Genomic DNA, 23751 nt, shown 5'->3' with positions numbered 1-23751 from the left:
CCGCTCACCATGGGTGAGCATCTGTCGAGCCCTTTGGTAGGGTCCCGAAGCAGATCGCGCCGCACGGGTGCGACGGGTGACGGAGCCCGAGAACCGTCACCCGAGAGGCGCGCAGGCGCCGGAACGGGAGGCGACATGGGCTGGCGGATAGTTGTCGGTTCGGACAACGCCGGGTACGAGTACAAGGAGGCCCTCAAGGCCGACCTCGAGGCGGACCCCAGGGTCGATTCGGTGATCGACGTCGGCGTCGGCGACAACGCCGACGCGAACCCCTACCCCAACATCGGTACGGCGGCCGGCGAGAAGGTCGCCGGCGGTGAGGCCGACCGCGCGCTGCTGGTGTGCGGCACCGGGATGGGCGTGGCGATGGCCGCGGGCAAGGTCCCGGGCATCCGGGCCTCGGTCGCCCACGACTCGTTCAGCGTCGAGCGTCTCATCAAGTCCAACAACGCGCAGGTCCTCACCTTCGGCCAGCGCGTCATCGGTCTCGAGCTGGCGCGCAAGCTCGCCGGCGAGTGGCTCGGCCACGAGTTCGACGAGAGCTCGGCGTCCGCCGACAAGGTCGCCGTGCTCAGCGACTACGAGAGCAAGAACCAGCAGGCGGGCTCCTCCGCCTCCTGACCCCTGCGCCCCGACCGGTATACCGGTCGGGGCGCGGACCTCGGGTCGCAGGGTCCCCCCGCGCGGCCCGGATCCGCCATCGTCATCGTCCGACGTCGGCGGTCCGACACCGCAGTCACGACACTCCCCACGACGCCGTGGGGGAAGAGAGAGGTACCACCGACGTGGAAATCGACATCGTCTGGTTGATCGTCGCCTTTGCCGGAGGTGCGTTCGGCGCCGCCATCGGCGGGCAGACCGCATTCATCTTCACCGGCTTCGCCTTCCTGTTCGGGTTCTCCGCCCTGCTCGGCGGCGTGCCGGTGGCGCAGGACTTCATCAGTGTGTTCGCGTTCGGCCCGGTCTTCGGCCCGCACATCGCCTTCGCCGGCGGTGCGGCCGCGGCGGCCTACGCGGCCAAGCGCGGATACTTCCCCGAGGGAGTGAACGGCCGCGACATCGTCACGCCGCTCGCCGGCTACCCGAAGGCCGACATCTTCATCGTCGGTGGTGTCTTCGGCATCCTCGGCTACGTCATGAACCAGTTCTTCATCTGGCTCTTCGGCCTCTGGGCCCCCGAGGGCGAGGGACTGCTGTTCACCACGGACACGGTCGCCCTGTCGGTCGTGGGTGTCGCCGTCGTCGCCCGTCTCGTGTTCGGCGTGAAGTCGCGCTCGCTGGTCGGTCCGTTCAAGGGGCACAGCCCGCTCTCGCTCAAGGACGGCACGCACTGGGTCGAGCACCAGGAGAAGTGGAGCATGTCGGCCCTGCACGGCCTGACCTCCGGTCTGCTCTTCGCGTTCGTCGCCGTGTGGCTCATCGGCAACGTCCCCACGGACAACCCGGCCTACACCAACATCGTCAGCCAGGTGTTCCTCATCGGCTGGGCGATCTCGGCCATCTCGCTGATCTTCCTCAGCCTGGGGCTGAAGACCCCGGTCACGCACCACATGACGATCCTCGCCGGCCTCGCGGCCGTCCAGCTGCTCACCGTCGTCGGCACGGACCCATGGGTCGCCGTCGTCGTCGGTGGTCTCGCCGGCCTCTTCGGCGGTGTCCTCGGTGAGGCGTTCTCGCGGATCTTCAACGCCCGCGGCGACACGCACATCGACCCGCCGGCAGGTGCGATCTTCATCGGGACCACGCTCATCTACCTGGTCACCACGATCTGATCACCGCTCCGGGGCGGGGGCCGAGGCCCTCGCCCCGGAGTCGTCCCGGCACCGCAGGGACGCGCGCCGCCGGGCCACGTCCGCCGTACCGCACACGCAGAAGGGCAGCACCACATGATCGACCAGGCCGGTCCCACCGGTTTCTACGAGGCCTACGTCTTCGACATGGACGGGACGATCTACCTGGGCGACCACCTCCTCCCGGGTGCGAAGCGACTCATCGAGGAGCTCCACCGGCGCGAGCTCCCGGTCCGGTTCCTGTCGAACAACCCCACCAAGGACCCCGCCGAGTACGCGACCAAGCTCGAGGGCCTCGGGCTGCCGACCCCGGTCGACGAGATCGCCAACACGGTCGTGACGACCGTGCGGTGGCTCCAGGCCCACCACCCCGACGCGACCGTCTTCCCCATCGCGGAGCCCCCGCTCCTGCGGGCGCTCGACGCCGCCGGGATCCGGCGATCCGAGGATCCCGCGGAGATCGACATCGTCATCGCGTCCTACGACCGGACCTTCGACTACCGCAAGCTGCAGATCGCGTTCGACGCGATCTGGTTCCACGAGCGGGCGTTCCTCATCACGACGAACCCCGACCGCTACTGCCCGTTCCCGGGCGGCCGTGGCGAGCCCGACGCCGCCGGCATCGTCGCCGCCATCGAGGCGACGACCGGGGCCACGCTGCAGGCCAACATGGGCAAGCCCGAGGGAGCGATGCTCGAGGCGGCCCTCGTGGGCCTCGACGTCGACCCGTCGCGCTGCATGATGGTCGGCGACCGCCTCGCGACCGACATCGGCATGGCCGTGCGCACGTCGATGGCGTCCACGCTCGTCCTCACCGGTGACAACACCCTCGACGACGCCGAGGCGCTGCCGGCCGAGGAGCAGCCCACCTTCGCGCTGAGCCGCATCGACCACCTGATCCCCGCCGCCGAACGGGAGGCGCTCGGCTGGACCGACGACGACACCGACTGACCAGGCACCGACCGACCAGATCCGGCGCGGCCGCGCCGACCCCCACCGACCGCCCGCGCGAGGTCGCGCGGGAGGACGTCCAGCGAAGAGAGGCGACGATGTCTGCTCGTACCCCCACCGGCCCGTTCGTCATGGGCATCGACTTCGGCACCGAGAGCTGCCGGGTCGGGATATTCGACCTCGTCGGTCGGCCCGTCGTCTTCGCGGCGACGACCTACCGCACGACCCACCCCCGCCCGGGCTGGGCGGAGCAGTCCCCGACCGACTGGTGGGAGGCGCTCAAGGCGTCGACCGCCAAGGCGATGCGCGAGTCCGGCCTGGCCGGTCGCGACATCAAGGGCATCTCCTACGACGCGACGACGATGACGGTCGTCGCCATGGACCGGACCGGCAAGGCCCTGCGCCCCGCGATCATGTGGATGGACGTGCGGGCCACCGAGCAGGCCCAGCGCGTCGTCGGGCACCCCTCGCCGGCCACGCGGTACACCGGTGACGGCACGCTCCCGCCGACCGCCGAGTGGTACCCGTTCAAGGCGGCCTGGCTCAAGGAGAACGAGCCCGACACGTACGACGCCGCGTACCGTCTCATCGACGCGCCCGACTGGTTGACCTACCAGCTCACGGGCCAGTGGACCCTCAACATCAACACGGCCGCGCACCGGTCCTACTACGACCGCGACAACGGCGGCTGGCCGGTGGACCTCTACGAGGCGGCCGGCGCCGGCGACGTGTTCGACAAGCTCCCCGAGACCGTCAACGACCTGGGCGTGGCAGTCGGCGGCCTCACCTCCCACGCCGCCGAGGAGCTCGGGCTGACGCCGGGGACGCCCGTCGCGCAGGGCGGCGGCGACGCCTGGCACGGCCAGATCGGCCTGGGCGTCCTCAGCCCCGGCAAGATGACCCTCGTGACGGGCTCCAGCCACGTGATGTCCGGCCAGAGCGCCGAGCCGATCTCGGGACCGGGGTTCTTCGGCGGGTACGTCGACGGCGTGGTCCCCGGCCAGTACACGGTCGAGACCTCGCTGACGTCCTCCGGCTCCGTCCTCAAGTGGTTCCGGGACGAGTTCTGCCAGGACATCGTCGACGCCGCCGAGCGCACCGGCCTCAACCCCTACGACGTGCTCAACGCCCAGGCGCGCGACATCCCGCCCGGGTCCGACGGCGTGATCTTCACCGAGTACTTCCAGGGCAACCGCACGCCGTACTCCGACTCCAAGGCGCGCGGCACCGTCTCCGGCCTGTCGCTCTCCCACACCCGGGCACACCTGTACAAGGCCGTCCAGGAGTCGGTCGCCTACGGCGTCGAGCTCAACATGCGGGGGCTGCGCGAGGGCGGCCTCGAGGTCGAGGAGTTCGTCGCCGCCGGCGGCGCGCTGAAGTCCGGGGACTGGATCCAGATGCACGCCGACGTCACCGGCGTGCCGATCACGCTCACCGAGGTCGGCGACGCCGTCACCCTCGGTTCCTGCATCCTCGCCGCGACCGGCGCAGGCCTGCACCCCTCGGTCCAGGAGGCCGCCGAGGCGATGGTGCACACGCGCGCGCGGCTCGAGCCGAACAAGGCCCGCCACGAGGAGTACTCCTTCTACGTCGACCAGTACGCGAAGCAGTACCCGGCGCTGCAGGGGCTCATCCACGACACCGTCGACCACGTCGCCGGCTGAACCGCCGCGCACCACCAAGCCCACGCCGAGAAGGAGAAGCTGTCATGACCGAGGACCTGATCGCCACCGCACTGAGCACCGCCACCGACACCAAGGCGATCGTCCACGGACGAGGGGTGGTGGACCGGACCGGGGACGTGTTCGCCGAGCAGTTCCCGGGCCGGCGCGGCATCGTGGTGGCCGACGGCAACACGTGGGACCTCGCCGGGGAGGCGGTGACGGCGTCGCTGCGCGCCGCCGGTATCGACCTCGACGAGCCCTACGTGTTCCCGGGCGTCCCGACCCTGTACGCGGGCTACGAGAACGTCGAGCTGATCCGTGAGCACCTGCGGGGCACCGACGCGGTCGCCTGCTCGATCGGCGCGGGCACGCTCAACGACATCGTCAAGCTCGCCTCGGGCGAGCTCGAGCGCCCCTACATGAACGTCTGCACGGCCGCCTCGATGGACGGCTACGCGGCGTTCGGCTCGTCCATCACCAAGGACGGCTTCAAGATCACCCGCAACTGCCCGGCACCGACGGCCCTGGTCGCCGACCTCGACCTCATGGCGACGGCCCCGCAGCGCCTCACCGCCACCGGGTTCGGCGACCTCGTCGAGAAGGTCCCCGCCGGCGCCGACTGGATCGTCTCCGACATCCTCGGGGTCGAGCCCGTCGACGAGTACGTGTGGGGCCTGGTCCAGGGCCCGCTGCGCGAGTCCCTCTCGCGTCCCGCCGACCTGGCCACCTCCGACCCCGACGCGCTCGCCGGCCTCGCCGAGGGCCTGCTGATGTCCGGTCTGGCGATGCAGGCCCACCAGAGCTCACGGCCGGCCTCCGGCGCGGGCCACCAGTTCTCCCACACCTGGGAGATGGAGGGCCACGGCCTGGACTGGGAGCCGCCCCTCTCGCACGGGTTCAAGGTCGGCCTCGGCACGGTGGCCATCTGCGCCCTGTTCGAGGTGGCGCTCACCAAGGACGTTCCCGGCATCAACATCGACGCCCTGGTCACCGCCTGGCCCTCGCGCGAGGAGATGGAGGCCCGGGTGCGCGCCATGCACACGGCGGAGCGCGCCGCGCCGCTCGTCGAGCCGGCCGTGGAGCAGACGCTGAAGAAGTACCTCGAGCCCGAGGAGCTGCGCGCGCGGCTCGAGCTCGTCGTCGAGCAGTGGCCGACCATCGTCAGCCGCTGCCGCGAGCAGCTCGTCCCGGCCGCCGAGGCCCGCGAGATGCTCCGGGCCGTCGGGGCGGTCTACCACCCGGAGCAGATCGACATCGACATGGAGCGGTTCCGGCTGACCTACTACCGCGCGCAGACGATCCGCTCGCGCTACACGATCCTCGACCTCCTGCTCGAGGTCGGCCTGCTCGAGGAGTGCGTCGAGGAGCTCTTCGGGCCGGACGGCTACTGGGCCCGGGACGACGCACGCTGAACGGTCGGGGGCCCGGACCGGCGGGAGCCGGGCCCCGCCGACCGCGCTCGTCCGCTCCCGCCACCCACGTCGGCGTCATCCTGAGCGCCGGGAGGAAGGCATCATCGTGACCAAGGACAGCAAGTTCGTCATCGGTATCGACTTCGGCACGCTCTCCGGACGCGCGAGCATCATCCGGGTCAGCGACGGCCTCGAGAAGGGCTCCTCGATCATCGTCGACTACCCGCACGCGGTCATGGACCGCACGCTCGACGCCGCGGACGGTTCGAAGCTCCCGCCCGAGTTCGCGCTGCAGGACCCGGACGACTACATCCACGTGCTCAGGAAGGCCGTGCCCGCGGCCATGAACGACGCCGACATCACGCCCGACCAGGTCGTCGGGGTGGGCATCGACTTCACCTCCGCGACCGTCGTCGCCGCCAAGGAGGACGGCACCCCGCTGTGCACGCTCGAGGAGTTCCGCAACCGGCCCCACGCCTGGGTCAAGCTGTGGAAGCACCACGGCGGCCAGGAGCAGGCCACGCGCATCGTCGAGGTGGCCAAGGAGCGCGGCGAGACCTGGCTCGGACGCTACGGGAACACCATCTCCTCCGAGCTGCTCCTGCCCAAGGTCCTGGAGACCCTCGAGGAGGACCCGGAGGTCTACGCGGCCACCGACGTCTTCGTCAACGCCCTGGACTGGATCGTCTGGAAGATGACCGGCACGCTCGTCCAGTCCGCCGGCGACTCCGGCTACAAGCGCATGTACCAGGACGGGCAGTACCCCTCGCGCGAGTACCTCGAGGCGCTCAACCCCGACTTCGGCGGTGTCTTCGAGGAGAAGATGTCCGCGCCCGTCGCGCCGCTGGCGTCGAAGGCCGGCGAGCTGAACGAGGAGTTCGCGAAGCTCATGGGCCTCGACGCCGGGACCGCGGTCGCGGTCGGCAACATCGACGCCCACGTCACCGCCGCCGCGGTCAAGGCCGTCGAGGCCGGCCAGCTCACCGCGATCCTCGGCACCTCCGCCGTATACGTCGTCTCTGGACCGGAGCTCGTCGAGGTGCCCGGCATGTTCGGCGTCGTCGACGGCGGCATCGTCGACGGCCTGTGGGGCTTCGAGGGCGGCCAGTCCGCCGTCGGCGACATCTTCGGCTGGTTCGTCGACCACAGCGTCCCGCCCGAGTACCACGAGGCCGCGAAGAAGGCGAAGAAGTCGGTCCACGACTACCTCACCGACCTCGGGGCGAAGCAGGAGATCGGCGAGCACGGTCTCGTCGCCCTCGACTGGCACGGCGGCAACAGGTCGGTGCTCGTGGACACGGACCTGTCCGGCCTGATGATCGGCACCACGCTGACCACGCGCCCGGAGGACCAGTACCGCGCGCTGCTCGAGTCGACGGCGTTCGGCGCCCGCATGATCGTCGACACCTTCAAGGAGCACGGCGTCGAGCTCACCGAGTTCGTCGCCGCCGGCGGCCTGCTGAAGAACAAGTTCCTCATGCAGCTGTTCTCCGACGTCACCCGCCTGCCGATCTCGGTCGCGACGGCGGCGCACGCCGGGGCACTCGGCTCGGCGGTCCACGCGGCCGTCGCGGCCGGTGAGTACGGCACCATCCAGGAGGCCTCGGAGGCCATGGGCGGCAAGGTCCGCAACGCCTACCTGCCCAGCGAGGCGCGCGCGAAGCTCTACGACGAGCTCTACGCCGAGTACGTCACCCTGCACGACTACTTCGGCCGGGGCGGCAACGAGCTCATGCACCGGCTCAAGGCGATCCGCGCCCGGGCGGCCGCCCGGGGCGCCACGAGGTGACCGTGGCGGACGTCGACACCCCGCGCGGGGAGGTCCCCGCCCTGGCGGACCTCCCGGCCGAGGTGCGCGACGACGTCGCCCGGGCGCGCGCGGAGGTCGCCGCCCTGCACGCCGAGCTGCCCCGTTGGGGGCTCGTCGTGTGGACCGCGGGCAACGTCTCGGCACGTGTGGCCGTCGAGGGGGGCGAGGACCTCATGGTCATCAAACCCTCCGGCGTCAGCTACGACGAGCTCGCTCCGGAGCTCATGGTCGTCACCGACCTGTGGGGCCGGGCGCTGAGCGAGCCGGACGCGTCCCGAGTGCTCAGCCCGTCGTCGGACACGGCCGCGCACGCCTACGTCTACCGGCACATGCCCGACGTCGGGGGAGTGGTGCACACGCACTCGACCTACGCCGTCGCGTGGGCCGCCCGGGGAGAGGCCGTGCCCTGCGCGCTCACGATGATGGCGGACGAGTTCGGCGGGGAGATCCCCGTCGGGCCGTTCGCGATCATCGGCGACGACTCGATCGGTCGCGGCATCGTCGAGACCCTGCGCGACCACCGCTCGCCGGCCGTGCTCATGCAGAACCACGGTCCGTTCACCATCGGGAAGGACGCACGGGCGGCCGTCAAGGCGGCCGTCATGTGCGAGGAGGTGGCGCGCACCGTCCACGTGTCGCGCCAGCTCGGTGAGCCCGTGCCCGTGCCCGACGACGCCGTCACGCGCCTCTACGAGCGCTACCAGGGCGTCTACGGTCAGAACTGAGAACCCCACCACCCGCGCGAAGGAGCACCCACATGACCACCGTCGTCGTCCTCGGGTCCGGCATCATGGCCACGGCGCTGACCTACCCGCTGCGCCAGAACGGCCACGAGGTCCGTCTCGTCGGCACGCACCTGGACCGGGACATCATCGAGTCGATCCGGACCACGGGCCGGCACCCCGACCTCGACCTCGTCGTCGAGGAGGGGATCGCCGCCTACCAGCTGGAGGAGGCCGAGCAGGCCTTCGACGGCGCGGACGTGGTGATGTCGGGGGTGAACTCCTTCGGCGTCGACTGGGTGGGTGAGCAGCTGGCCCGGCTCCTGCGGCCCGGCCAGACCGTCCTGTCGGTCACCAAGGGCATGCTCGCCGACGACGACGGCAACCTGGAGATGATCCCCGACGCCCTCAAGCGGATCGTCGGCGAGGAGCTCGCCGGCCAGGTGGACTGGGCCGCGATCGTCGGCCCGTCGATCGCCGGCGAGCTGGCGGTCGGCCACGACACCGCCGTCGTGTTCTGCGGCGACAAGGAGGACGTCGTCGAGCGCCTGGCGGACATGTTCCGCACGGACTACTACCACGTGTGGACGTCGACCGACTTCCTCGGCGCCGAGATCGGCGCCGCCACGAAGAACATCTACGCGTTCGCCGCCGGGTTCGGCGAGGGCCTCCAGCGGGCCGAGGGCGACGACGCGAACGACCGCTACCGCCGCCTCAACCTCACGGCGGCGATCTTCGCCCAGGGCGCCCAGGAGATGCACCGGTTCTACGAGATCCTCGGCGGCGACCCGAAGATGGTGTGGGGGCTGCCCGGCGTGGGCGACATGCACGTGACCTCGGCCGGGGGGCGCAACGTCAAGGCCGGCACCTATGTCGGCTCCGGCGTCCCGTTCTCCGAGGTGCGCGACTCCCTGATGAAGGGCGTCACCCTCGAGGGCGTCAACGCCATCCGCGTGGTCGGCGCGGCGATCGAGAAGCAGATCGATCGGGGCGTCCTCGAGGCGCACGAGTTCCCGCTGCTGCGCCACCTCCACGGGATCATCGCCCGCGACGAGCCGATCTCGCTGCCCTGGGACGAGTTCTTCGGGGGCCGGTCATGACCGACGACCCGCTGGTCATCGCCATCGACTCCTCGACGTCGGCCACCAAGGCCGTGGTGGTGGACCCCAGCGGCACCACCGTCAGCGAGGGCCGGGCCGACATCGACCTGCTCCAGCCCAGGATGAACCACTACGAGCACGACGCGCGGCAGTGGTGGTTCTCCACCGACGCGGCGGTCGGCAAGGCCGTCGGCGGGCTGAGCGCCGATCAGAAGGCACGCGTCGCGGCCGTCGCGATCACTCACCAGCGCGAGAGCTTCGTGCCGGTGGACGCGTCCGGCCGTCCGATCCGCAACGCCGTGCTGTGGCTCGACTCGCGCGCCGCCAAGCAGATCCGCGAGCACGGCTCGGACGAGATCCACCGGCTCTCCGGCAAACCCGGCGACACGACGCCCGCGCTGTACAAGATGATCTGGCTCAAGGAGAACGAGCCGGAGATCTTTCAGCGCGCGGCGAAGGTCGTCGACGTGCACGCCTACCTCGTCCATGCGATGACCGGACGGTGGGTCTCCTCCCACGCGTCGGCCGACACGCTCGCGCTGTTCGACATCGAGGCGCTCGACTACTCCGAGCAGCTGCTCGAGCTCGCCGGCGTCACGCGCGAGCAGATGGCCGAGCTGGCCGCGCCGGGCGAGGTGGTCGGCGAGCTGGACCTCGAGGTCGCCCAGCACTGGGGGCTCAAGCACACCGTGCCGGTGATCTCCGGTCTCGGCGACGGGCAGGGCTCCGGCCTGGGCACCGCCGCGATCGAGCCCGAGGTCGCGTACATCAACATCGGCACGTCGATCGTCGCGGGGGTGCACTCCGCGGACTACCGCTACGGGCGCGAGTACCGCACCCTTGCCGCCGGGCTCGCCGGGCAGTACGTCCTGGAGATCGTGCAGAACTCCGGCTCGGTGCTCGCGAACTGGTTCCGCTCCGAGCTCGGTCGGCCCGAGCTCGACGGCCGGCCGGACCCCGAGCTGGAGGCGGCGGCCGCCAAGGTCCCGATCGGCGCCGAGGGCCTGCTCACGCTCCCGTACTGGAACGCCGTGCAGTCGCCGTGGTGGAACCCCGTGGCGAGCGGGGCGATGGTCGGGTTCGGCGGCAGCCACACGCGCGCCCACATGTATCGCTCGATCCTCGAGGGGACGGCCTACGAGCTGCGGCAGAACCTCGCCGGCATGCAGCGGGGGACCGGGACGCGGCTCACCGAGCTGCGGGCCACGGGCGGCGGGTCGCGCTCGGACCTGTGGACGCAGATCCTCGCGGACACCGTCGGGCTGCCGATCGTCGCCTCCGGCGTCGACGAGGTCTCCGCCCAGGGCGCCGCCGTGCTCGCGATGGCCCACACGGGGGTCCACGGCGACGTCGCGGCCACCGCCCGAGCCATGGCCAGGACCGGCCACGTCACCGAGCCCGACGAGCGTCGCGGCGAGGAGTACGCGCGCTGGGGCGACGCCCAGGCCACGCTCTACGAGCACCTCGAGCCGGTCTACGAGCGGCTCTGGGAGCTGGGGGGCGAGTGAACGGACGCGGGCCGGGGCAGGAGTGTCCCGGCCCGCGGCTTCGGCCTCCACGGGCCCACCCGATTCACGGGATGCCTGTTGTTTGTCACATCCGAAGTGTGGGATGATGCGGGCGGCTCGCGGTTGGGCCGACGAGGTTCACCGACGAATCGAGGCAGCGACATGACGACGATCACCATCCTCGGCGCAGGGGCCATGGGTTCCGCGCTCGCCACGCCCTATCGCGCCCAGGGCCACGAGGTCCGCCTGTGGGGGACCTGGCTCGACGACCACCTGCTCGACGCCGTCGAGGCGGGCGAGCCCCACCCGCGCACGCAGGTCCCCGTGGCCGAGGGCACCCGGCTCTTCCGGTCCGGCGAGATCGAGGCCGCCCTCGACGGGGCCGAGTACGTCGTCCTCGCCGTCGCGTCCGTCGGGGTCGAGAAGGTCGCCGAGCTGGCCCTGTCCGGCATCGCACGGGCACGGGTGCTCCTGCTCACCTCCAAGGGCTTCGCCCCGGACGCCGAGGGGCGCATCGAGCTCCTGCCCGACGCCGTGCGGCGCGTCGCCGCGGCGAGTGGCACGCCCCTGCCGCCGATCGTCGCCGTCGGCGGCCCGTGCAAGGCCAACGAGGTCGCCGCCGACCGCTGGACCGCGACCCTCTACGCGGGGAAGGACGAGGCGGTCGTCCGTGAGGTGGCGGCGGCGCTCAGCTCGACCACCTACCGGATCGAGCCGTCCGCGGACGAGGTGGGGCTCGAGGTCAGCGCGCCGATGAAGAACGTCTACGCGATCGCCCTCGGGCTCGCCGACGGTCTCCAGGAGGCCCACGGCGAGCCGTTCCACAACCTCAAGGCCGCCACCTTCGCCCAGGCGGTGCGCGAGATCGCGCTCCTCGGTCAGGCTCTCGGCGGCCGCGCCGAGACCGTCTACGGGCTCGCCGGCGTCGGCGACCTCGAGGTCACCGGTCTGTCCGGACGCAACAAGGTCTACGGCTCCCGGATCGGCGCCGGCGAGGAGGCCACGGAGGCCCTCGCCGCGATGGAGGCCGCCGAGCAGACCGTCGAGGGCGTGCCCGCCGCCGGTCTCGCGGTCCGGCTCGCCCGGCAGGTCGGCGGCGGCCTCACCGAGCGCATGCCCCTGCTGTCCGCCGTCGCGGACGTCATCGACGGCGCCGACGACCCGGCCGGACGCGTCGCGGCCGCGGTGCTGCCGTGAGCGGGGTGCTCGCGGACGGCCCGCCGGCGACCGGTGCGCGCGGCCGATGACGCAGGAGGACGCGCGGGGCGCCGGCGAGCTCAACCGCCGCCGCCACCGCCTGGCGGACATCGTGGTCGAGCGCGGCTCCGTCCAGGTCGAGGAGCTTGTCGCCGAGCTGGGCGTCTCGGCGATGACCGTCTACCGGGACCTGGCGGCGCTCGAGCAGCTGGGCCTGCTCGCGCGCTCGCGCGGCACGGTGACGTCCGTGGTCACCTCGCTCGTCGAGGCGTCGGCCGCCTACCGGCTCGCGCGTGACACGGAGGTCAAGGACGAGCTCGGCGCCGTCGCGGCCCGGCTCGTCGCCCCGGACAGCGTGCTTATGCTCGACGACTCGACGACCGGCCTGCACGTCCTGCGCGCGCTCGGCGCCACGAGCGGTCTCACGGTCATCACCCACTGCCAGTTCGTCGCCACCGCAGCCCAGGCGATGGAGGGGGTGCGGCTGCACATGGTCGGCGGACGCTGGACGCCGTGGGCGCAGGCCTACCACGGCCCGTCGACCGTGGCGGCGCTGCGCGAGCTCAGCGCCGACTGCTGCGTCATGTCGGCCACCGCGATCTGGGACGACGCGATGCACCACCCCGACGGCGACGTCACGGAGGTCAAGCGCGCCATGCTCGCGCGGTCGGTGCGCAAGATCCTCGTGGTCGACTCGAGCAAGTTCAGCCGGCGCGCGATGCACCGGGTCGCCGACCTCGCCCAGGTCGACGACGTGGTCGTCCCCTCCGCCCTGTCCGCCGAGCGGGTCGAGCACCTGCGCGACCTCGGCCTGCGGGTCCACGTGTCATGACCGCCGCACGAAGGGCCGTCCCGGCGCCGTCTGGCCACGGTACGACCGCGGGACCGCCGACCACCGGCGCACCGCCGGCCCTGACCATCCTGTCCGCCCCGTCCCCGTCACCCAAGGAGATCCCGATGCCGACGACGCACCAGATCCTCACCGACCCGAGGGCCGCCCGATGAGGGCCGTCGTCCTGCGCGGGAAGGGGGACGTCGTCCTCACGGAAGTGCCGACCCCGAGCCCGGGCCCCGGCGAGGTGCTGCTGAGGGTCGCCGCGAACACCGTGTGCGGCACCGACGTGCGGCTGCTGCGGGGGGAGAAGGACGCCCGGCCCGGGGTCGTGCTCGGCCACGAGGCGGCCGGCGTCGTCGCCGAGGTCGGCGACGGAGTGACCGCGGTGGAGGCCGGCGACCTGGTCGCGGTCCTGCCGACGATCTCGTGCGGCTCGTGCTTCTACTGCCGCCGCGACCTCGAGCACCACTGCGAGCAGGCCCGGCTGTTCGGCTACCAGGTCGACGGCGGCCTGGCCGAGTACCAGCTCGTGCCCGCCGACGCCGTCGCGCGCGGGAACCTCGTGCCGGCCCCGTCGGGCATGGACCCCGCACACCTCGCGCTGGCCGAGCCGCTCGCCTGCGTGCTCAACGGGCTGCGCGAGTACACCGTCGAGCTCGGCGACACGGTGCTCGTCATGGGGGCCGGCCCGATCGGGCTGCTCCACCTCCAGGTGGCGCTCCTGCGTGGCGCGCGCCACGTCGTCGTCACCAACCGCTCCGCCGAGCGGCGCCAGGTCGCGCTCGACATGGGCGCGACCCTCGCCCTCGACCCGGCCACCGACGACCTCGACGCCGAGCTGCGGGCGCTGACCGACGGCCGCGGCGCCGACGTCGCCGTCATCTCCATCGGTGCGCCCGAGCTGTTCAACGAGGCCTCCCGCCTCGTGCGCGTGGGCGGGCGCGTGAGCGCGTTCGCCGGGTTCCCCAAGGGCGGGACCGCCGTCATCGACCCGAACGACATCCACTACGGCCAGCTCACCGTCACCGGCGGCTCGAACTGCCGCCGGTCCGACTACCACGAGGCCGTCGGCCTGCTGGCGTCCGGCGCCGTCGACGGCTCGCGCTACGTCACCCACCGGTTCGACCTCGACCACGCGCTCGACGCCGTCGAGCTCACCGCTCAGCGGGGCGGGCTCAAGGTCGCCGTCGTCCCCGGCGGGACGACCGCCGCTGCGACCTGATCCGGCGCCGCGCCCTGACCGACCCGAGCACACCCGACCTGACCAGACCCGCCCCGACCAGCCACGTCCCGCCCCCGCACGTCCGTCCACCCATCCACCCATCTACCCATCACCCCCACCAGATCGACACCGAAGGAGCTGTCATGACCAAGCTCGTCAACGACCCGTCGGACTTCCCGGCCGAGCTCGTCGCCGGATTCGCTGCCGCGTTCCCCCACCACGTCCGTGAGGTGTACGGCGGCGTCGTCCGAGCCACCCGCACCCCGAAGGGCAAGGTCGCCGTCCTCACCGGCGGCGGGACGGGCCACTACCCGGCGTTCATGGGCTGGGTCGGCCCGGGCTTCGCCGACGGCGGCGTCACCGGGAACATCTTCGCGTCGCCGTCGGCCGCCCAGGCCGTGTCGGTCGCGAAGGCGGCCGAGCGCGGCGGCGGCGTCATCATCGGCTTCGGCAACTACGCCGGCGACGTCCTCCACTTCGGCGACGCCGTCGAGCGCCTGCGTGCCGACGGCATCGACGCCCGCGCGCTGGTCGTCACGGACGACATCGCCTCCGCGACCGAGGACGAGATCGACAAGCGCCGCGGCATCTCCGGCGACCTCCCGGTATTCAAGATCGCCTCCGCCGCGGCCGAGGAGGGCATGGACATCGACGAGGTCGAGCGCGTGTTCCGCCACGCCAACGACCGCACTCGGACCCTCGGCGTCGCGTTCTCGGGCTGCACCCTGCCCGGCTCGTCCGAGCCGCTGTTCACCGTGCCAGAGGGCCGGCTCGGCATCGGCCTCGGCGTCCACGGCGAGCCCGGCATCGACGAGACGGACCTCGGGACCGCCGACGAGGTGGCCACCACCCTCGTCGACACCGTGCTCAAGGAGCGTCCCGAGGGCGCCGACGGACGCGTCGTCGTCCTGTTCAACGGGCTCGGCACCGCGAAGTACGAGGAGATGTTCGTCGCCTACCGCACCATCGAGAGCCAGCTCGAGGCCGCCGGCCTCACCGTGGTCGACCGGCTCGTGGGCGAGCTCGTCACCTCGCTGGACATGGGCGGGGTCTCCTTGACGCTGGTGTGGGTCGACGACGAGCTCGAGCGGCTGTGGAAGGCCCCCTGCGACACGCCGACCGTGAAGATGGGGCAGATCGCCGGCGAGGAGCTCAGCGCCGAGGAGATCCAGCAGGTCGAGTCCGCCGAGCAGGCGATCCCCGACGCCGACGACGCCGGGAAGGCCGCCGCGGCACGCCTCGTCGAGGTGCTCTCGTCGGTGTCCGAGGCGCTCGCCGCGAAGAAGGAGGAGCTCGGTGAGCTCGACACGTTCGCGGGCGACGGCGACCACGGCACGGGGATGGCGCGCGGCTCGAGCGAGGCGCTCGCCTCGGCACGGGAGGCCGTCGACGCCGGAGCGGGCCTGCGCACCGCGCTCGGCCGGGCCGGCGAGACCTGGTCCGACCGAGCCGGCGGCACCTCGGGCGCGCTGTGGGGCGCACTGCTCAACGCGGCCGCAGGCGAGCTGTCCGACACCGGGTCGCCGAGCAACGCCGACCTCGTTCGGGCCGCCAAGGCCGCGGTGGACGCCGTCGCCCGCGTGGGCGGGGCGGTCGCGGGTGACAAGACGATGCTCGACGCACTGCTGCCCGCGATCGACGCCCTCGGCGAGGGCGACTGGGCGGCCGCCGCGGTGGCTGCCCAGCAGGGCTCGGAGTCGACCGAGCAGATGCGGCCCAAGCTCGGGCGCGCGCGTCCGCTCGCGGAGAAGTCCGTGGGGCACGCGGACCCCGGCGCGGTCTCCGCGGCGCTGGTCGTCCGCACGATCGCTCGGCACGCGGGCACGGCGCACTGAGGCGAGGCGCGGGACTCGGCGCCGAGATCGTGGTTGGAGCGAGCTGAGGAGACGGACCTCGCGCCGAGAGCGCGGTTGACGCGCCGAGAGTCAGGTCGGGGCGCCGAGTGGACACCCGCCGGGGGTCCATTCGGCGTCCCGACCGCGTCGTCGACGACGAACCGCGCCCTCGGCGTTCCGACCGCGTCGTCGACGTGCCGGAGCCGGCAGTACTCAGTCCGCGCTGTTCTCCCGCACCGCCCAGACGGCGGTGTCGACCGGGACCGTCCCGTCCTCGCCGGCCCCGGGCTGCGAGGCCAGGACCACCCGCCAGCCCTCGGGAAGGTGGACCGGCTCGCCGCCGGTGACGAGCACGACGAGGACCTCCCGGCCGTCGGCTCCTCGGGAGATCAGAGCGAGCACGCCGTGGGCGTCGAGCCCGTCCAGGTCGCCGGCGGCCGTGCCCTCCGCGCCGCCCGACGCGGGCATCTCGACCGCTCCCGGCCCAGCGGCGCCGATGGGCTCGACCGCTCCCGGCCCACCGGCGTCGACGAGCTCGAGCGACGCGCGGCCGAGACCGAGCTTGCGGCGCAGCCGCAGCGCCTCGCGGTAGAGCTCGAGCGTCGAGCCGGCCACGCCCGCCTGCCGGTCCGCCGCCAGCGCACGGAACTCCTCGGGCTGGGGCAACCACGAGGCGCCCGACGGCGAGAAGCCGAATGCCGGTGCGTCGGCCTCCCAGGGCAGCGGCACACGGCAGCCGTCGCGCCCGGCCTCGGCGCCGGCGGTGCGCGCGTACGCCGGGTCCTGACGGGCCTGCGCCGGCAGGTGGGTGTGCTCGGGCAGGCCGAGCTCCTCGCCCTGGTAGAGGTACGCCGAGCCGGGCAGAGCGAGCATGACCAGCGTGACCGCGCGGGCGCGGCGCAGCCCCAGGGCGGCGTCGGGCTGCGGGTCGTCCGCCGTGATCCCGTTCGGCCCCTTGCCCGTGTCCTCGCGGGCGAGGCCGAGCCGGCTCGCGTGCCGCACGACGTCGTGGTTGGACATCACCCAGGTCGACGGCGCGCCCACGCGGTCCGCCGCGGCGAGCGACCCCCGGATCGCGGCGGCGTACGACCCTGAGTCGTAGCGGGTGGACAGGAAGCGGAAGTTGAACGCCTGGTGCATCTCGTCGGGCCGCACGTACCGCGCGAGACGTTCGTCGTCGTCGACCCAGGCCTCGGCCACGAGGATGCGCGCGGGGGAGTACTCGTCGAGGACGCGCCGCCAGGTCCGGTAGATCTCGTGGACGCCGTCGCGGTCCCACATCGGCGCGGGCGGGACGTCGGCCGGGTCGACGTCGGAGCCCGAGACCATGCGCAGGTGCCAGGGCCAGTCGGGCAGCCCCGCCTCCTTGACCAGGCCGTGTGCGACGTCGACCCGGAACCCGTCCACGCCCCGGTCGAGCCAGAAGCGCAGGATCGAGAGGAACTCCGCGCGGACCTCCGGGTGGTCCCAGTCGAGGTCGGGCTGCGAGCCGTCGAACAGGTGGAGGTACCACTGCGGGTCGTTGGCCCACGCGGAGCCCGGGGCGTCGGTCCGGTCGCGCACGCGGGTCCAGGCGATGCCGCCGAACACCGAGGTCCAGTCGTTCGGGGGCAGGTCGCCGTCGTCGCCCCTGCCGTCCCGGAAGAGGTACCGGTCGCGCTCCGGCGAACCGGGACCCGCGGCGAGGGCCGCGCGGAACCACGAGTGCTGGTCGGAGGTGTGGTTGGGGACGAGGTCGACGATCACCCGCAGCCCGAGCTCGTGCGCCCGGACCAGCAGGATCTCGGCGTCGTCGAGCGAACCGAGCACGGGGTCGACGTCGCGGTAGTCGGCGACGTCGTAGCCCGCGTCCTTCTGCGGCGACCGGTAGAAGGGCGAGAGCCAGATCGCGTCGACGCCCAGGTCCGCCAGGTGCTGGAGCCTGGCGGTGATCCCCGGCAGGTCGCCCATGCCGTCGCCGTCCGAGTCCGCGAACGAGCGCGGGTAGACCTGGTAGACGACGGCGTCGCGCCACCAGTGGTCACCGCCGCCGGAGCCGGCGGCGTGCAGGAGGGTGCCCGCCGGGCGGTCGTGGGGTGCGGCTGCGTCGGTCATCCGTCCTCGTCCTGTGCCGGGTTCGTCGGTGGTGCGGGTGGGGCCTCGGCGCCCGGTGCGGGCGACGGGTACGCGGGCGACGGGGAGGCGGTCGCCGCGGCCGGCGACTCCGGCGGAGCCGCGCCGGTCGAACGACGCACCACCAGCTCAGGGACGAACGTCAGCTCGGCGGCGCTCGGCGAACCGCCCCGGATCATCGCGACGAGCGTCGACACCGCCGCCTGGCACATCGCCGGCACCGGTTGACGGATGGTCGTCAGCGGCGGGTCGCTGAACCCCATGAGCGGCGAGTCGTCGTAGCCCACCACCGACACGTCCTCGGGCACCCGCAGGCCCGCCGCGCGGACCGCGCGCACGACCCCGAGCGCCATGAGGTCCGACGCCGCGACGACGGCGGTGCAGCCGGCCTGGAGAAGCTCGAGGCCGGCGGCGCGGCCCCCCTCGACCGTGAACAGGGTCGAGACCGTCGCCGGGTCCGGGTCGTCGACGTACCGGGCCGCCGCCGCACGGAAGCCGTCGATCTTGCGGGCGACCGGTACGAAGCGCGTCGGACCGACCGCCAGGCCGATCCGACGGTGCCCCTGCGCGGCGAGGTGCCGCACGGCCAGATCCATGGCGTCGGCGTCGTCGGCGGCGAACGCCGGCGCCGAGATGTCCGGGTTCGTCCCGTTGACCAGGACGAACGGGACGCGCCGGTCGACGAGCCGGTGGTAGCGAGCGGGATCGGCAGAGGTGTCGGCGTGGAGGCCGGAGACGAAGACGATCCCGTCGACGCCGTGCTCGAGCAGCATCTCGACGTAGTCGTCCTCGGTGGTCCCACCGGGGGACTGGGTGCACAGCAGCGGCGTGAGGTCGGAGCTGCTCAGCAGCGTCTCGATCTGCTGGGCGAACGCCGGGAAGATCGGGTTCGAGAGCTCGGGGACGATCAGGCCCACGAGCCCGGCCGAGCGCTGCCGGAGCGACGAGGGCCGCTCGTAGCCGAGGACGTCGAGGGCGGCGAGCACCTCGCGCCGGGTGGCCTCCGCCACCCCCGGACGACCGTTGAGCACCCGGGAGACCGTCGCGGTGGAGACGGCAGCCTGGTCGGCGACGTCGGTCAGCCGCGTCCGGGGCGTCATGCGACGCTCTCCGTCGTCGACGTGGTCGGTAGGCCCCGTGGAGGGCGGTGGAGGGTCATCGTGCGCTCCTCGTCGAGCGTCCCGCTCGCGCGGTCGTGGGGAAGAGGTGCAACGGCACCGTCTGGATTCCTGAAAGTTACTGCAAGTGGTTGCAGATCGCCAGTCGGCTGCGTACTGTGTGCCTCGATCCGCGAGGTGCGCAGCGATGAGCACGTCCGCGGAGACATCCCCGTCACCTTCACACACCTGGAGACCGAGATGCGACGGAGCATCACCACCCTCGCGGCAGCAGCTGCCGTGGCCCTCACCCTCGCCGCCTGCGGAGGCGGTGACGACGAGTCGACCGGTACCGAGGAGGAGCCCGCCCAGGACGCCGGCGGAACCGACGACGAGGCGTCCTCCGACGACGCCGGTGGCGAGTCCTCCTCCGACGAGGCGTCCTCCGACGACGCAGGTGGGGACGAGGTCGCCGAGGCCGGCGAGGTCACGCCCAACGAGGACGGCACCCTGGTCGTCTGGGTCGACGAGACGCGCCAGGCAGCCGTCGAGGAGGCCGCCGTGGCGTTCGAGGAGGAGACGGGCATCGAGGTCCAGACCGTGCTGCGCAACTTCGAGGACATCCGCGCCGACTTCGTCACGCAGGTGCCCACGGGCGAGGGCCCGGACATCACCGTCGGTGCGCACGACTGGCTCGGCGAGCTCACCGTCAACGGCGTCGTCGCGCCGCTGGAGCTGACCAACGCCGACGTGTTCGAGCAGGTGGCCATCGATGCCGTCACGTACGACGAGCAGGTCTACGGGCTGCCGTTCGCCATCGAGAACATCGCGCTCATCCGGAACACGGAGCTCGCCCCGGAGGCCCCGGCCACGTGGGACGACGCGCTCGCAGCGGGCGAGCAGGCGGGCACCGAGTTCCCGATCCTCATCCAGACGAGCACCGAGGGCGACCCCTACACGTACTACCCGCTCCAGATGTCCTTCGGCGCCCCGGTCTTCGAGACCGACGACGCGGGCGCGTACACCGAGGAGCTCGGCCTGGGCGGGGAGGGCGGCGCGGCGTTCGCGCAGTGGCTCGCCGAGCAGGGCGAGAACGGCACGGGCGCCCTCGACACGAACGTCACCTACGACGTCGCCGTCGAGGCCTTCGCCAACGGCGAGTCACCCTTCATCGTCGGTGGCCCGTGGATGCTCGAGTCCTTCGCGGACATCGACGTCGCGATCGACCCGATCCCGGCGCCCGGTCCCGAGGCCGCCACGCCGTTCGCCGGCGTCCAGGCGTTCTTCGTCAACGCGCAGTCCGCGGACGCGCTCAACGCCAACGACTTCCTCGTCAACTACATGTCGACCGAGGAGGCGCAGACCACGATCTTCGAGACCGGTGGTCGCCTGCCCGCGCTGACCGCGTCGGCCGACGCCGCGGCGGAGGACGAGATCCAGGCCGGCTTCCGCGAGGTCGGCGCCGACGCGGCCCCGATGCCCGCACTGCCCGCGATGGGTCAGGTCTGGCAGTTCTGGGGCGTGACCGAGGCCGGCATCGTCTCCGGCGCCGAGGCCGACCCGGCCGCCGCCTGGGAGACCATGGTGGCCGACATCCAGGGCGCGATCGACGCCGGCTAGACCCTGCCCGTGCGGGGCGGCGGCCGACCTGCCGCCGCCCCGCAGCATGGCCCCGCCCGCCACGCGTCGCTACGGTGCGCCGTTCCCACCTCGCACCTCTCCACCTCGCACCCCGCGCCCCGCGGTGCGCCGCTCCCACCTCCGCTCCATGCGGTGCGCCGCTTCCACCCCGCGCGCCACGGCGCCGCTCCCACCTCGCGCCCCACGGCGCATCGCACTCCTCTCCGCACCGTAGGTCGGCACGACGTCGTGCCCACGTCCCCGAAAGGGCCCCATGACCGCGACAGAGCTCCCGGTGGCCGCCCCGTCGCCCGGCACCGGCGGCACCCGCACCCGTCCCGCCGCCGGCGGTGACGTCAACGTCTGGTTCTTCGTCAAGCTCGCGCTCGTCGCGCTGGTCGACGCGCTCGGTATCACGATCGTCATCCAGGCGGTCGGTGCCGAGTCCTGGTGGCTGCTGGGCGGCACCGTCGTCGTGCTCGTCGTCGTCAACTGGGTGTACTTCTCGCGCCGGGTCGTCCCGCTGAAGTACCTCCTGCCCGGACTGATCTTCCTCGCGATCTACCAGGTGTTCACCATCGTCTACACGGGGTACGTCTCGCTGACGAACTACGGCGACGGCCACATCCTCGACAAGCCGACGGCGATCGAGCGGATGCTCGAGCAGAACGAGCGACGGCTCCCGGACGCGACGACGTTCCCCGCCGTCGTCGTCGAGACCGATGACGGTCTCGGGCTGGCGATCTACGACGAGGCGTCGGGCACCGTACGGATGGGCGTCCACGAGGGCGAGCTCGAGGACGTGCCGGACGCCGTCGTCGACCTGGACGCCACGCGTCCCCTGATCACGGAGGTGCCCGGCGCACAGATCCTCCCGCGCGACCAGATCTCTGACCATCAGGCCGAGATCCTCGAGATCCGCATCCCGTTCTCGGACGACCCGAACGACGGGTCGCTGCGCACCACCGACGCCTCGAACGCGTTCCAGGCCACCTCGCGCCTGGTCTACGACGAGGACGCCGACGTCGTGACGAACGTCGAGTCCGGGGTCGAGTACCGGCCGGACGACCGGGGCAGCTTCGTCTCCGCGGAGGGCGAGGCGCTGACCCCCGGCTGGCGGGTGCTCGTCGGCCCCGAGAACTACATCGACGCGTTCGCCGACTCGAGGTACTCCGGCCCGCTGCTCAAGGTCCTGGCGTGGACGGTCGCGTTCGCCGCCCTGTCCGTGGTCACGACCTTCCTCCTCGGTCTCTTCCTGGCGGTCGTCCTCAACGAGCCGCGCCTCAAGGGGCAGAAGATCTACCGGACGCTGCTCATCCTCCCGTACGCGTTCCCGGGCTTCCTCGCGGCCCTGCTGTGGTCGGGTCTGCTCAACGAGCGCTTCGGCTTCGTCAACAACGTCCTCCTGCTCGGCGCCGAGATCCCGTGGCTCACCGATCCGTGGCTGGCCAAGCTCTCGGTCCTCGGCGTCAACCTCTGGCTCGGCTTCCCGTACATGTTCCTCATCGCGACCTCCGCGCTGCAGTCCATCCCCGGCGACCTCAAGGAGGCCGCGCGGATCGACGGCGCGGGCGTGTGGCAACACTTCCGGTCCATCACGATGCCGCTCGTGCTCGTGGCGACGGCCCCGCTGCTCATCGCCTCGTTCGCCTTCAACTTCAACAACTTCAACCTCATCTACATGCTCACCGGCGGCGGTCCGCGCATGGACGACGCGAGCGTGCCGGTCGGGCACACCGACATCCTCATCTCGATGGTCTACAACATCGCCGGCATCGACGGCGGGGCGCAGAAGGACTACGGGCTCGCGTCCGCGCTCTCGATCCTCATCTTCGTCATCGTCGCGGTGATCTCGGTCATCGGCTTCCGACAGGCCCGCAAGCTCGAGGAGTACAACTGATGACCACCACGACCCCCGACGCCGACCCGGTCGTCGACCGGAAGGGCCAGGAGATCGCCCCGCAGCGCCGCATGGGCTTCGGTCGCTGGTTCGCCGAGCTCGGTGTGCGGCACGTCGTCGGCATCGTCTTCGTCGTCTACGCCGCGTTCCCCATCGTCTACGTGCTCTCGGCCTCCCTCGCCGGGCAGGGCGCGACGCTGACCGGTTCGAACTCGCTGTTCACGTCCCTCGACGTCGGCAGCTATGCGCAGCTGTCCGACACCACGCTGTTCTGGACCTGGTTCCGCAACACGATGTTCGTCGGCCTCTCGACGGCGATCGGTACCGTGATCATGGCCGCCGCCGCGGCGTACGCGTTCTCCCGGTTCCGGTTCCGGGGGCACGGGTTCGGCCTCAACACCCTGCTCGTGCTGCAGATGTTCCCCCAGCTCCTCGCGTTCGTGGCGGTCTTCCTCCTCCTGCTCTCGCTCGGCGAGGTGGTGCCGGCGCTCGGGCTCAACTCGCGGGTCGGGCTCATCTGCGTGTACCTCGGCGGGGCGCTGGGCACGAACACCTTCCTCATGTACGGCTTCTTCAACACGATCCCCAAGGAGCTCGACGAGGCGGCCAAGATCGACGGTGCCAGCCACGCCCGCATCTACTGGACGATCATCCTGCGGATGGTCTCTCCGGTGCTGGCCGTCGTCGGCCTGCTGTCCTTCGTCGCCACGTTCTCCGACTTCGTCATCGCCCGCGTGGTGCTGCAGTCCGAGCAGAACTGGACCCTCGCGCTCGGGCTGTACGGCCTGGTCTCCTCGCTGACGAACCAGAACTGGGGCGTGTTCGCCGCGGGCGCCGTCATCTCGGCGGTCCCGGTGCTCCTGCTGTTCCTCTTCCTTCAGCGCTACATCGTCGGCGGGCTCACGGCCGGCTCGGTCAAGGGGTAGCGCGCCGGGACACGAGCCGGCGCAGGCCCAGCACTCCCCGCACTCCTGGT

The 23751-nt window shown here is 72.0% G+C and carries 18 protein-coding genes; 16 read left to right on the top strand and 2 right to left on the bottom strand.

Going from position 1 to position 23751, the window contains the following annotated elements:
* Nucleotides 1-135: 135 nt before the first annotated feature.
* The 13 genes from ACPYO4_RS09685 to ACPYO4_RS09625 all read left to right on the top strand — a co-directional run bounded on the left by ACPYO4_RS09685 (nucleotide 136) and on the right by ACPYO4_RS09625 (nucleotide 16046).
* Complete coding sequence (locus tag ACPYO4_RS09685) at nucleotides 136-621, top strand: ribose-5-phosphate isomerase (protein ID WP_425709024.1); 486 nt, start codon at nucleotides 136-138, stop codon at nucleotides 619-621.
* Between the two features lie 164 nt (nucleotides 622-785).
* Nucleotides 786-1772: a hypothetical protein gene (locus tag ACPYO4_RS09680; RefSeq protein ID WP_425709023.1), complete on the top strand. Its 987-nt coding sequence runs from the start codon at nucleotides 786-788 to the stop codon at nucleotides 1770-1772.
* Between the two features lie 114 nt (nucleotides 1773-1886).
* Nucleotides 1887-2741, top strand: coding sequence for an HAD-IIA family hydrolase (locus tag ACPYO4_RS09675; RefSeq protein ID WP_425709022.1), 855 nt, complete (start codon nucleotides 1887-1889; stop codon nucleotides 2739-2741).
* Between the two features lie 98 nt (nucleotides 2742-2839).
* Nucleotides 2840-4405, top strand: a complete 1566-nt coding sequence (locus ACPYO4_RS09670) for an FGGY-family carbohydrate kinase (RefSeq protein ID WP_425709021.1) — start codon at nucleotides 2840-2842, stop codon at nucleotides 4403-4405.
* A 44-nt stretch (nucleotides 4406-4449) separates the two neighbouring features.
* On the top strand, nucleotides 4450-5817 hold the full coding sequence (locus ACPYO4_RS09665; RefSeq protein ID WP_425709020.1) for a sn-glycerol-1-phosphate dehydrogenase: 1368 nt from the start codon (nucleotides 4450-4452) through the stop codon (nucleotides 5815-5817).
* Between the two features lie 106 nt (nucleotides 5818-5923).
* Nucleotides 5924-7606: a ribulokinase gene (locus ACPYO4_RS09660; protein WP_425709019.1), complete on the top strand. Its 1683-nt coding sequence runs from the start codon at nucleotides 5924-5926 to the stop codon at nucleotides 7604-7606.
* Between the two features lie 2 nt (nucleotides 7607-7608).
* On the top strand, nucleotides 7609-8352 hold the full coding sequence (locus ACPYO4_RS09655) for an L-ribulose-5-phosphate 4-epimerase (RefSeq protein WP_425709018.1): 744 nt from the start codon (nucleotides 7609-7611) through the stop codon (nucleotides 8350-8352).
* A 32-nt stretch (nucleotides 8353-8384) separates the two neighbouring features.
* Nucleotides 8385-9449 carry an NAD(P)H-dependent glycerol-3-phosphate dehydrogenase gene (locus ACPYO4_RS09650; protein ID WP_425709017.1) on the top strand — a complete coding sequence of 355 codons (1065 nt, stop codon included), beginning with the start codon at nucleotides 8385-8387 and terminating at the stop codon, nucleotides 9447-9449.
* Entirely contained in the window at nucleotides 9446-10957 is a 1512-nt protein-coding gene (locus ACPYO4_RS09645; RefSeq protein WP_425709016.1) for a xylulokinase, read from the top strand. Before ACPYO4_RS09650 ends, ACPYO4_RS09645 begins: the two co-directional genes overlap by 4 nt.
* Nucleotides 10958-11119: 162 nt before the next feature.
* A complete protein-coding gene (locus ACPYO4_RS09640) occupies nucleotides 11120-12154 on the top strand; it encodes an NAD(P)H-dependent glycerol-3-phosphate dehydrogenase (RefSeq protein ID WP_425709015.1) in 1035 nt (344 codons plus the stop codon).
* A gap of 46 nt (nucleotides 12155-12200) precedes the next feature.
* The gene (locus ACPYO4_RS09635) at nucleotides 12201-12986 is read left to right on the top strand and encodes a DeoR/GlpR family DNA-binding transcription regulator (RefSeq protein ID WP_425709014.1); all 786 of its coding nucleotides are present in this window, start codon (nucleotides 12201-12203) and stop codon (nucleotides 12984-12986) included.
* 169 nt (nucleotides 12987-13155) lie between these two features.
* A complete protein-coding gene (locus ACPYO4_RS09630) occupies nucleotides 13156-14211 on the top strand; it encodes an alcohol dehydrogenase catalytic domain-containing protein (protein ID WP_425709013.1) in 1056 nt (351 codons plus the stop codon).
* A gap of 143 nt (nucleotides 14212-14354) precedes the next feature.
* Nucleotides 14355-16046, top strand: a complete 1692-nt coding sequence (locus ACPYO4_RS09625) for a dihydroxyacetone kinase family protein (protein ID WP_425709012.1) — start codon at nucleotides 14355-14357, stop codon at nucleotides 16044-16046.
* Nucleotides 16047-16259: 213 nt separating this feature from the next.
* On the opposite strand, the gene ACPYO4_RS09620 is transcribed toward ACPYO4_RS09625, so the two are convergent.
* Both ACPYO4_RS09620 and ACPYO4_RS09615 read right to left on the bottom strand, forming a co-directional pair.
* The gene (locus ACPYO4_RS09620; RefSeq protein WP_425709011.1) at nucleotides 16260-18140 is read right to left on the bottom strand and encodes a glycoside hydrolase family 13 protein; all 1881 of its coding nucleotides are present in this window, start codon (nucleotides 18138-18140) and stop codon (nucleotides 16260-16262) included.
* On the bottom strand, nucleotides 18137-19258 hold the full coding sequence (locus ACPYO4_RS09615) for a LacI family DNA-binding transcriptional regulator (protein WP_425709010.1): 1122 nt from the start codon (nucleotides 19256-19258) through the stop codon (nucleotides 18137-18139). Before ACPYO4_RS09615 ends, ACPYO4_RS09620 begins: the two co-directional genes overlap by 4 nt.
* Nucleotides 19259-19516: 258 nt before the next feature.
* Here ACPYO4_RS09615 and ACPYO4_RS09610 point away from each other — a divergent pair, with 258 nt between their 5' ends.
* The 3 genes from ACPYO4_RS09610 to ACPYO4_RS09600 all read left to right on the top strand — a co-directional run bounded on the left by ACPYO4_RS09610 (nucleotide 19517) and on the right by ACPYO4_RS09600 (nucleotide 23701).
* On the top strand, nucleotides 19517-20875 hold the full coding sequence (locus tag ACPYO4_RS09610) for a sugar ABC transporter substrate-binding protein (RefSeq protein ID WP_425709009.1): 1359 nt from the start codon (nucleotides 19517-19519) through the stop codon (nucleotides 20873-20875).
* Nucleotides 20876-21149: 274 nt separating this feature from the next.
* Entirely contained in the window at nucleotides 21150-22775 is a 1626-nt protein-coding gene (locus ACPYO4_RS09605) for an ABC transporter permease subunit (RefSeq protein WP_425709008.1), read from the top strand.
* Complete coding sequence (locus ACPYO4_RS09600; protein ID WP_425709007.1) at nucleotides 22775-23701, top strand: sugar ABC transporter permease; 927 nt, start codon at nucleotides 22775-22777, stop codon at nucleotides 23699-23701. Before ACPYO4_RS09605 ends, ACPYO4_RS09600 begins: the two co-directional genes overlap by 1 nt.
* The last annotated feature ends 50 nt before the right edge of the window (nucleotides 23702-23751 follow it).

This window comes from Georgenia sp. Z1491 (assembly GCF_049856175.1).
Lineage (GTDB): Bacteria > Actinomycetota > Actinomycetes > Actinomycetales > Actinomycetaceae > JB111.
This window is presented reverse-complemented; position numbering and strand designations above follow the sequence as displayed.

What these genes read in the sequence shown, in the direction of transcription:
- ACPYO4_RS09630 (WP_425709013.1), top strand. Translation starts at nt 13,156, where the DNA reads ATGAGGGCCGTCGTCCTGCGCGGGAAGGGGGACGTCGTCCTCACGGAA.
- ACPYO4_RS09670 (WP_425709021.1), top strand. Translation starts at nt 2,840, where the DNA reads ATGTCTGCTCGTACCCCCACCGGCCCGTTCGTCATGGGCATCGACTTC.
- ACPYO4_RS09615 (WP_425709010.1), bottom strand. Translation starts at nt 19,258, where the DNA reads ATGACGCCCCGGACGCGGCTGACCGACGTCGCCGACCAGGCTGCCGTC.
- ACPYO4_RS09605 (WP_425709008.1), top strand. Translation starts at nt 21,150, where the DNA reads ATGACCGCGACAGAGCTCCCGGTGGCCGCCCCGTCGCCCGGCACCGGC.
- ACPYO4_RS09625 (WP_425709012.1), top strand. Translation starts at nt 14,355, where the DNA reads ATGACCAAGCTCGTCAACGACCCGTCGGACTTCCCGGCCGAGCTCGTC.
- ACPYO4_RS09665 (WP_425709020.1), top strand. Translation starts at nt 4,450, where the DNA reads ATGACCGAGGACCTGATCGCCACCGCACTGAGCACCGCCACCGACACC.
- ACPYO4_RS09600 (WP_425709007.1), top strand. Translation starts at nt 22,775, where the DNA reads ATGACCACCACGACCCCCGACGCCGACCCGGTCGTCGACCGGAAGGGC.
- ACPYO4_RS09650 (WP_425709017.1), top strand. Translation starts at nt 8,385, where the DNA reads ATGACCACCGTCGTCGTCCTCGGGTCCGGCATCATGGCCACGGCGCTG.
- ACPYO4_RS09645 (WP_425709016.1), top strand. Translation starts at nt 9,446, where the DNA reads ATGACCGACGACCCGCTGGTCATCGCCATCGACTCCTCGACGTCGGCC.
- ACPYO4_RS09635 (WP_425709014.1), top strand. Translation starts at nt 12,201, where the DNA reads ATGACGCAGGAGGACGCGCGGGGCGCCGGCGAGCTCAACCGCCGCCGC.
- ACPYO4_RS09610 (WP_425709009.1), top strand. Translation starts at nt 19,517, where the DNA reads ATGCGACGGAGCATCACCACCCTCGCGGCAGCAGCTGCCGTGGCCCTC.
- ACPYO4_RS09620 (WP_425709011.1), bottom strand. Translation starts at nt 18,140, where the DNA reads ATGACCGACGCAGCCGCACCCCACGACCGCCCGGCGGGCACCCTCCTG.
- ACPYO4_RS09640 (WP_425709015.1), top strand. Translation starts at nt 11,120, where the DNA reads ATGACGACGATCACCATCCTCGGCGCAGGGGCCATGGGTTCCGCGCTC.
- ACPYO4_RS09685 (WP_425709024.1), top strand. Translation starts at nt 136, where the DNA reads ATGGGCTGGCGGATAGTTGTCGGTTCGGACAACGCCGGGTACGAGTAC.
- ACPYO4_RS09675 (WP_425709022.1), top strand. Translation starts at nt 1,887, where the DNA reads ATGATCGACCAGGCCGGTCCCACCGGTTTCTACGAGGCCTACGTCTTC.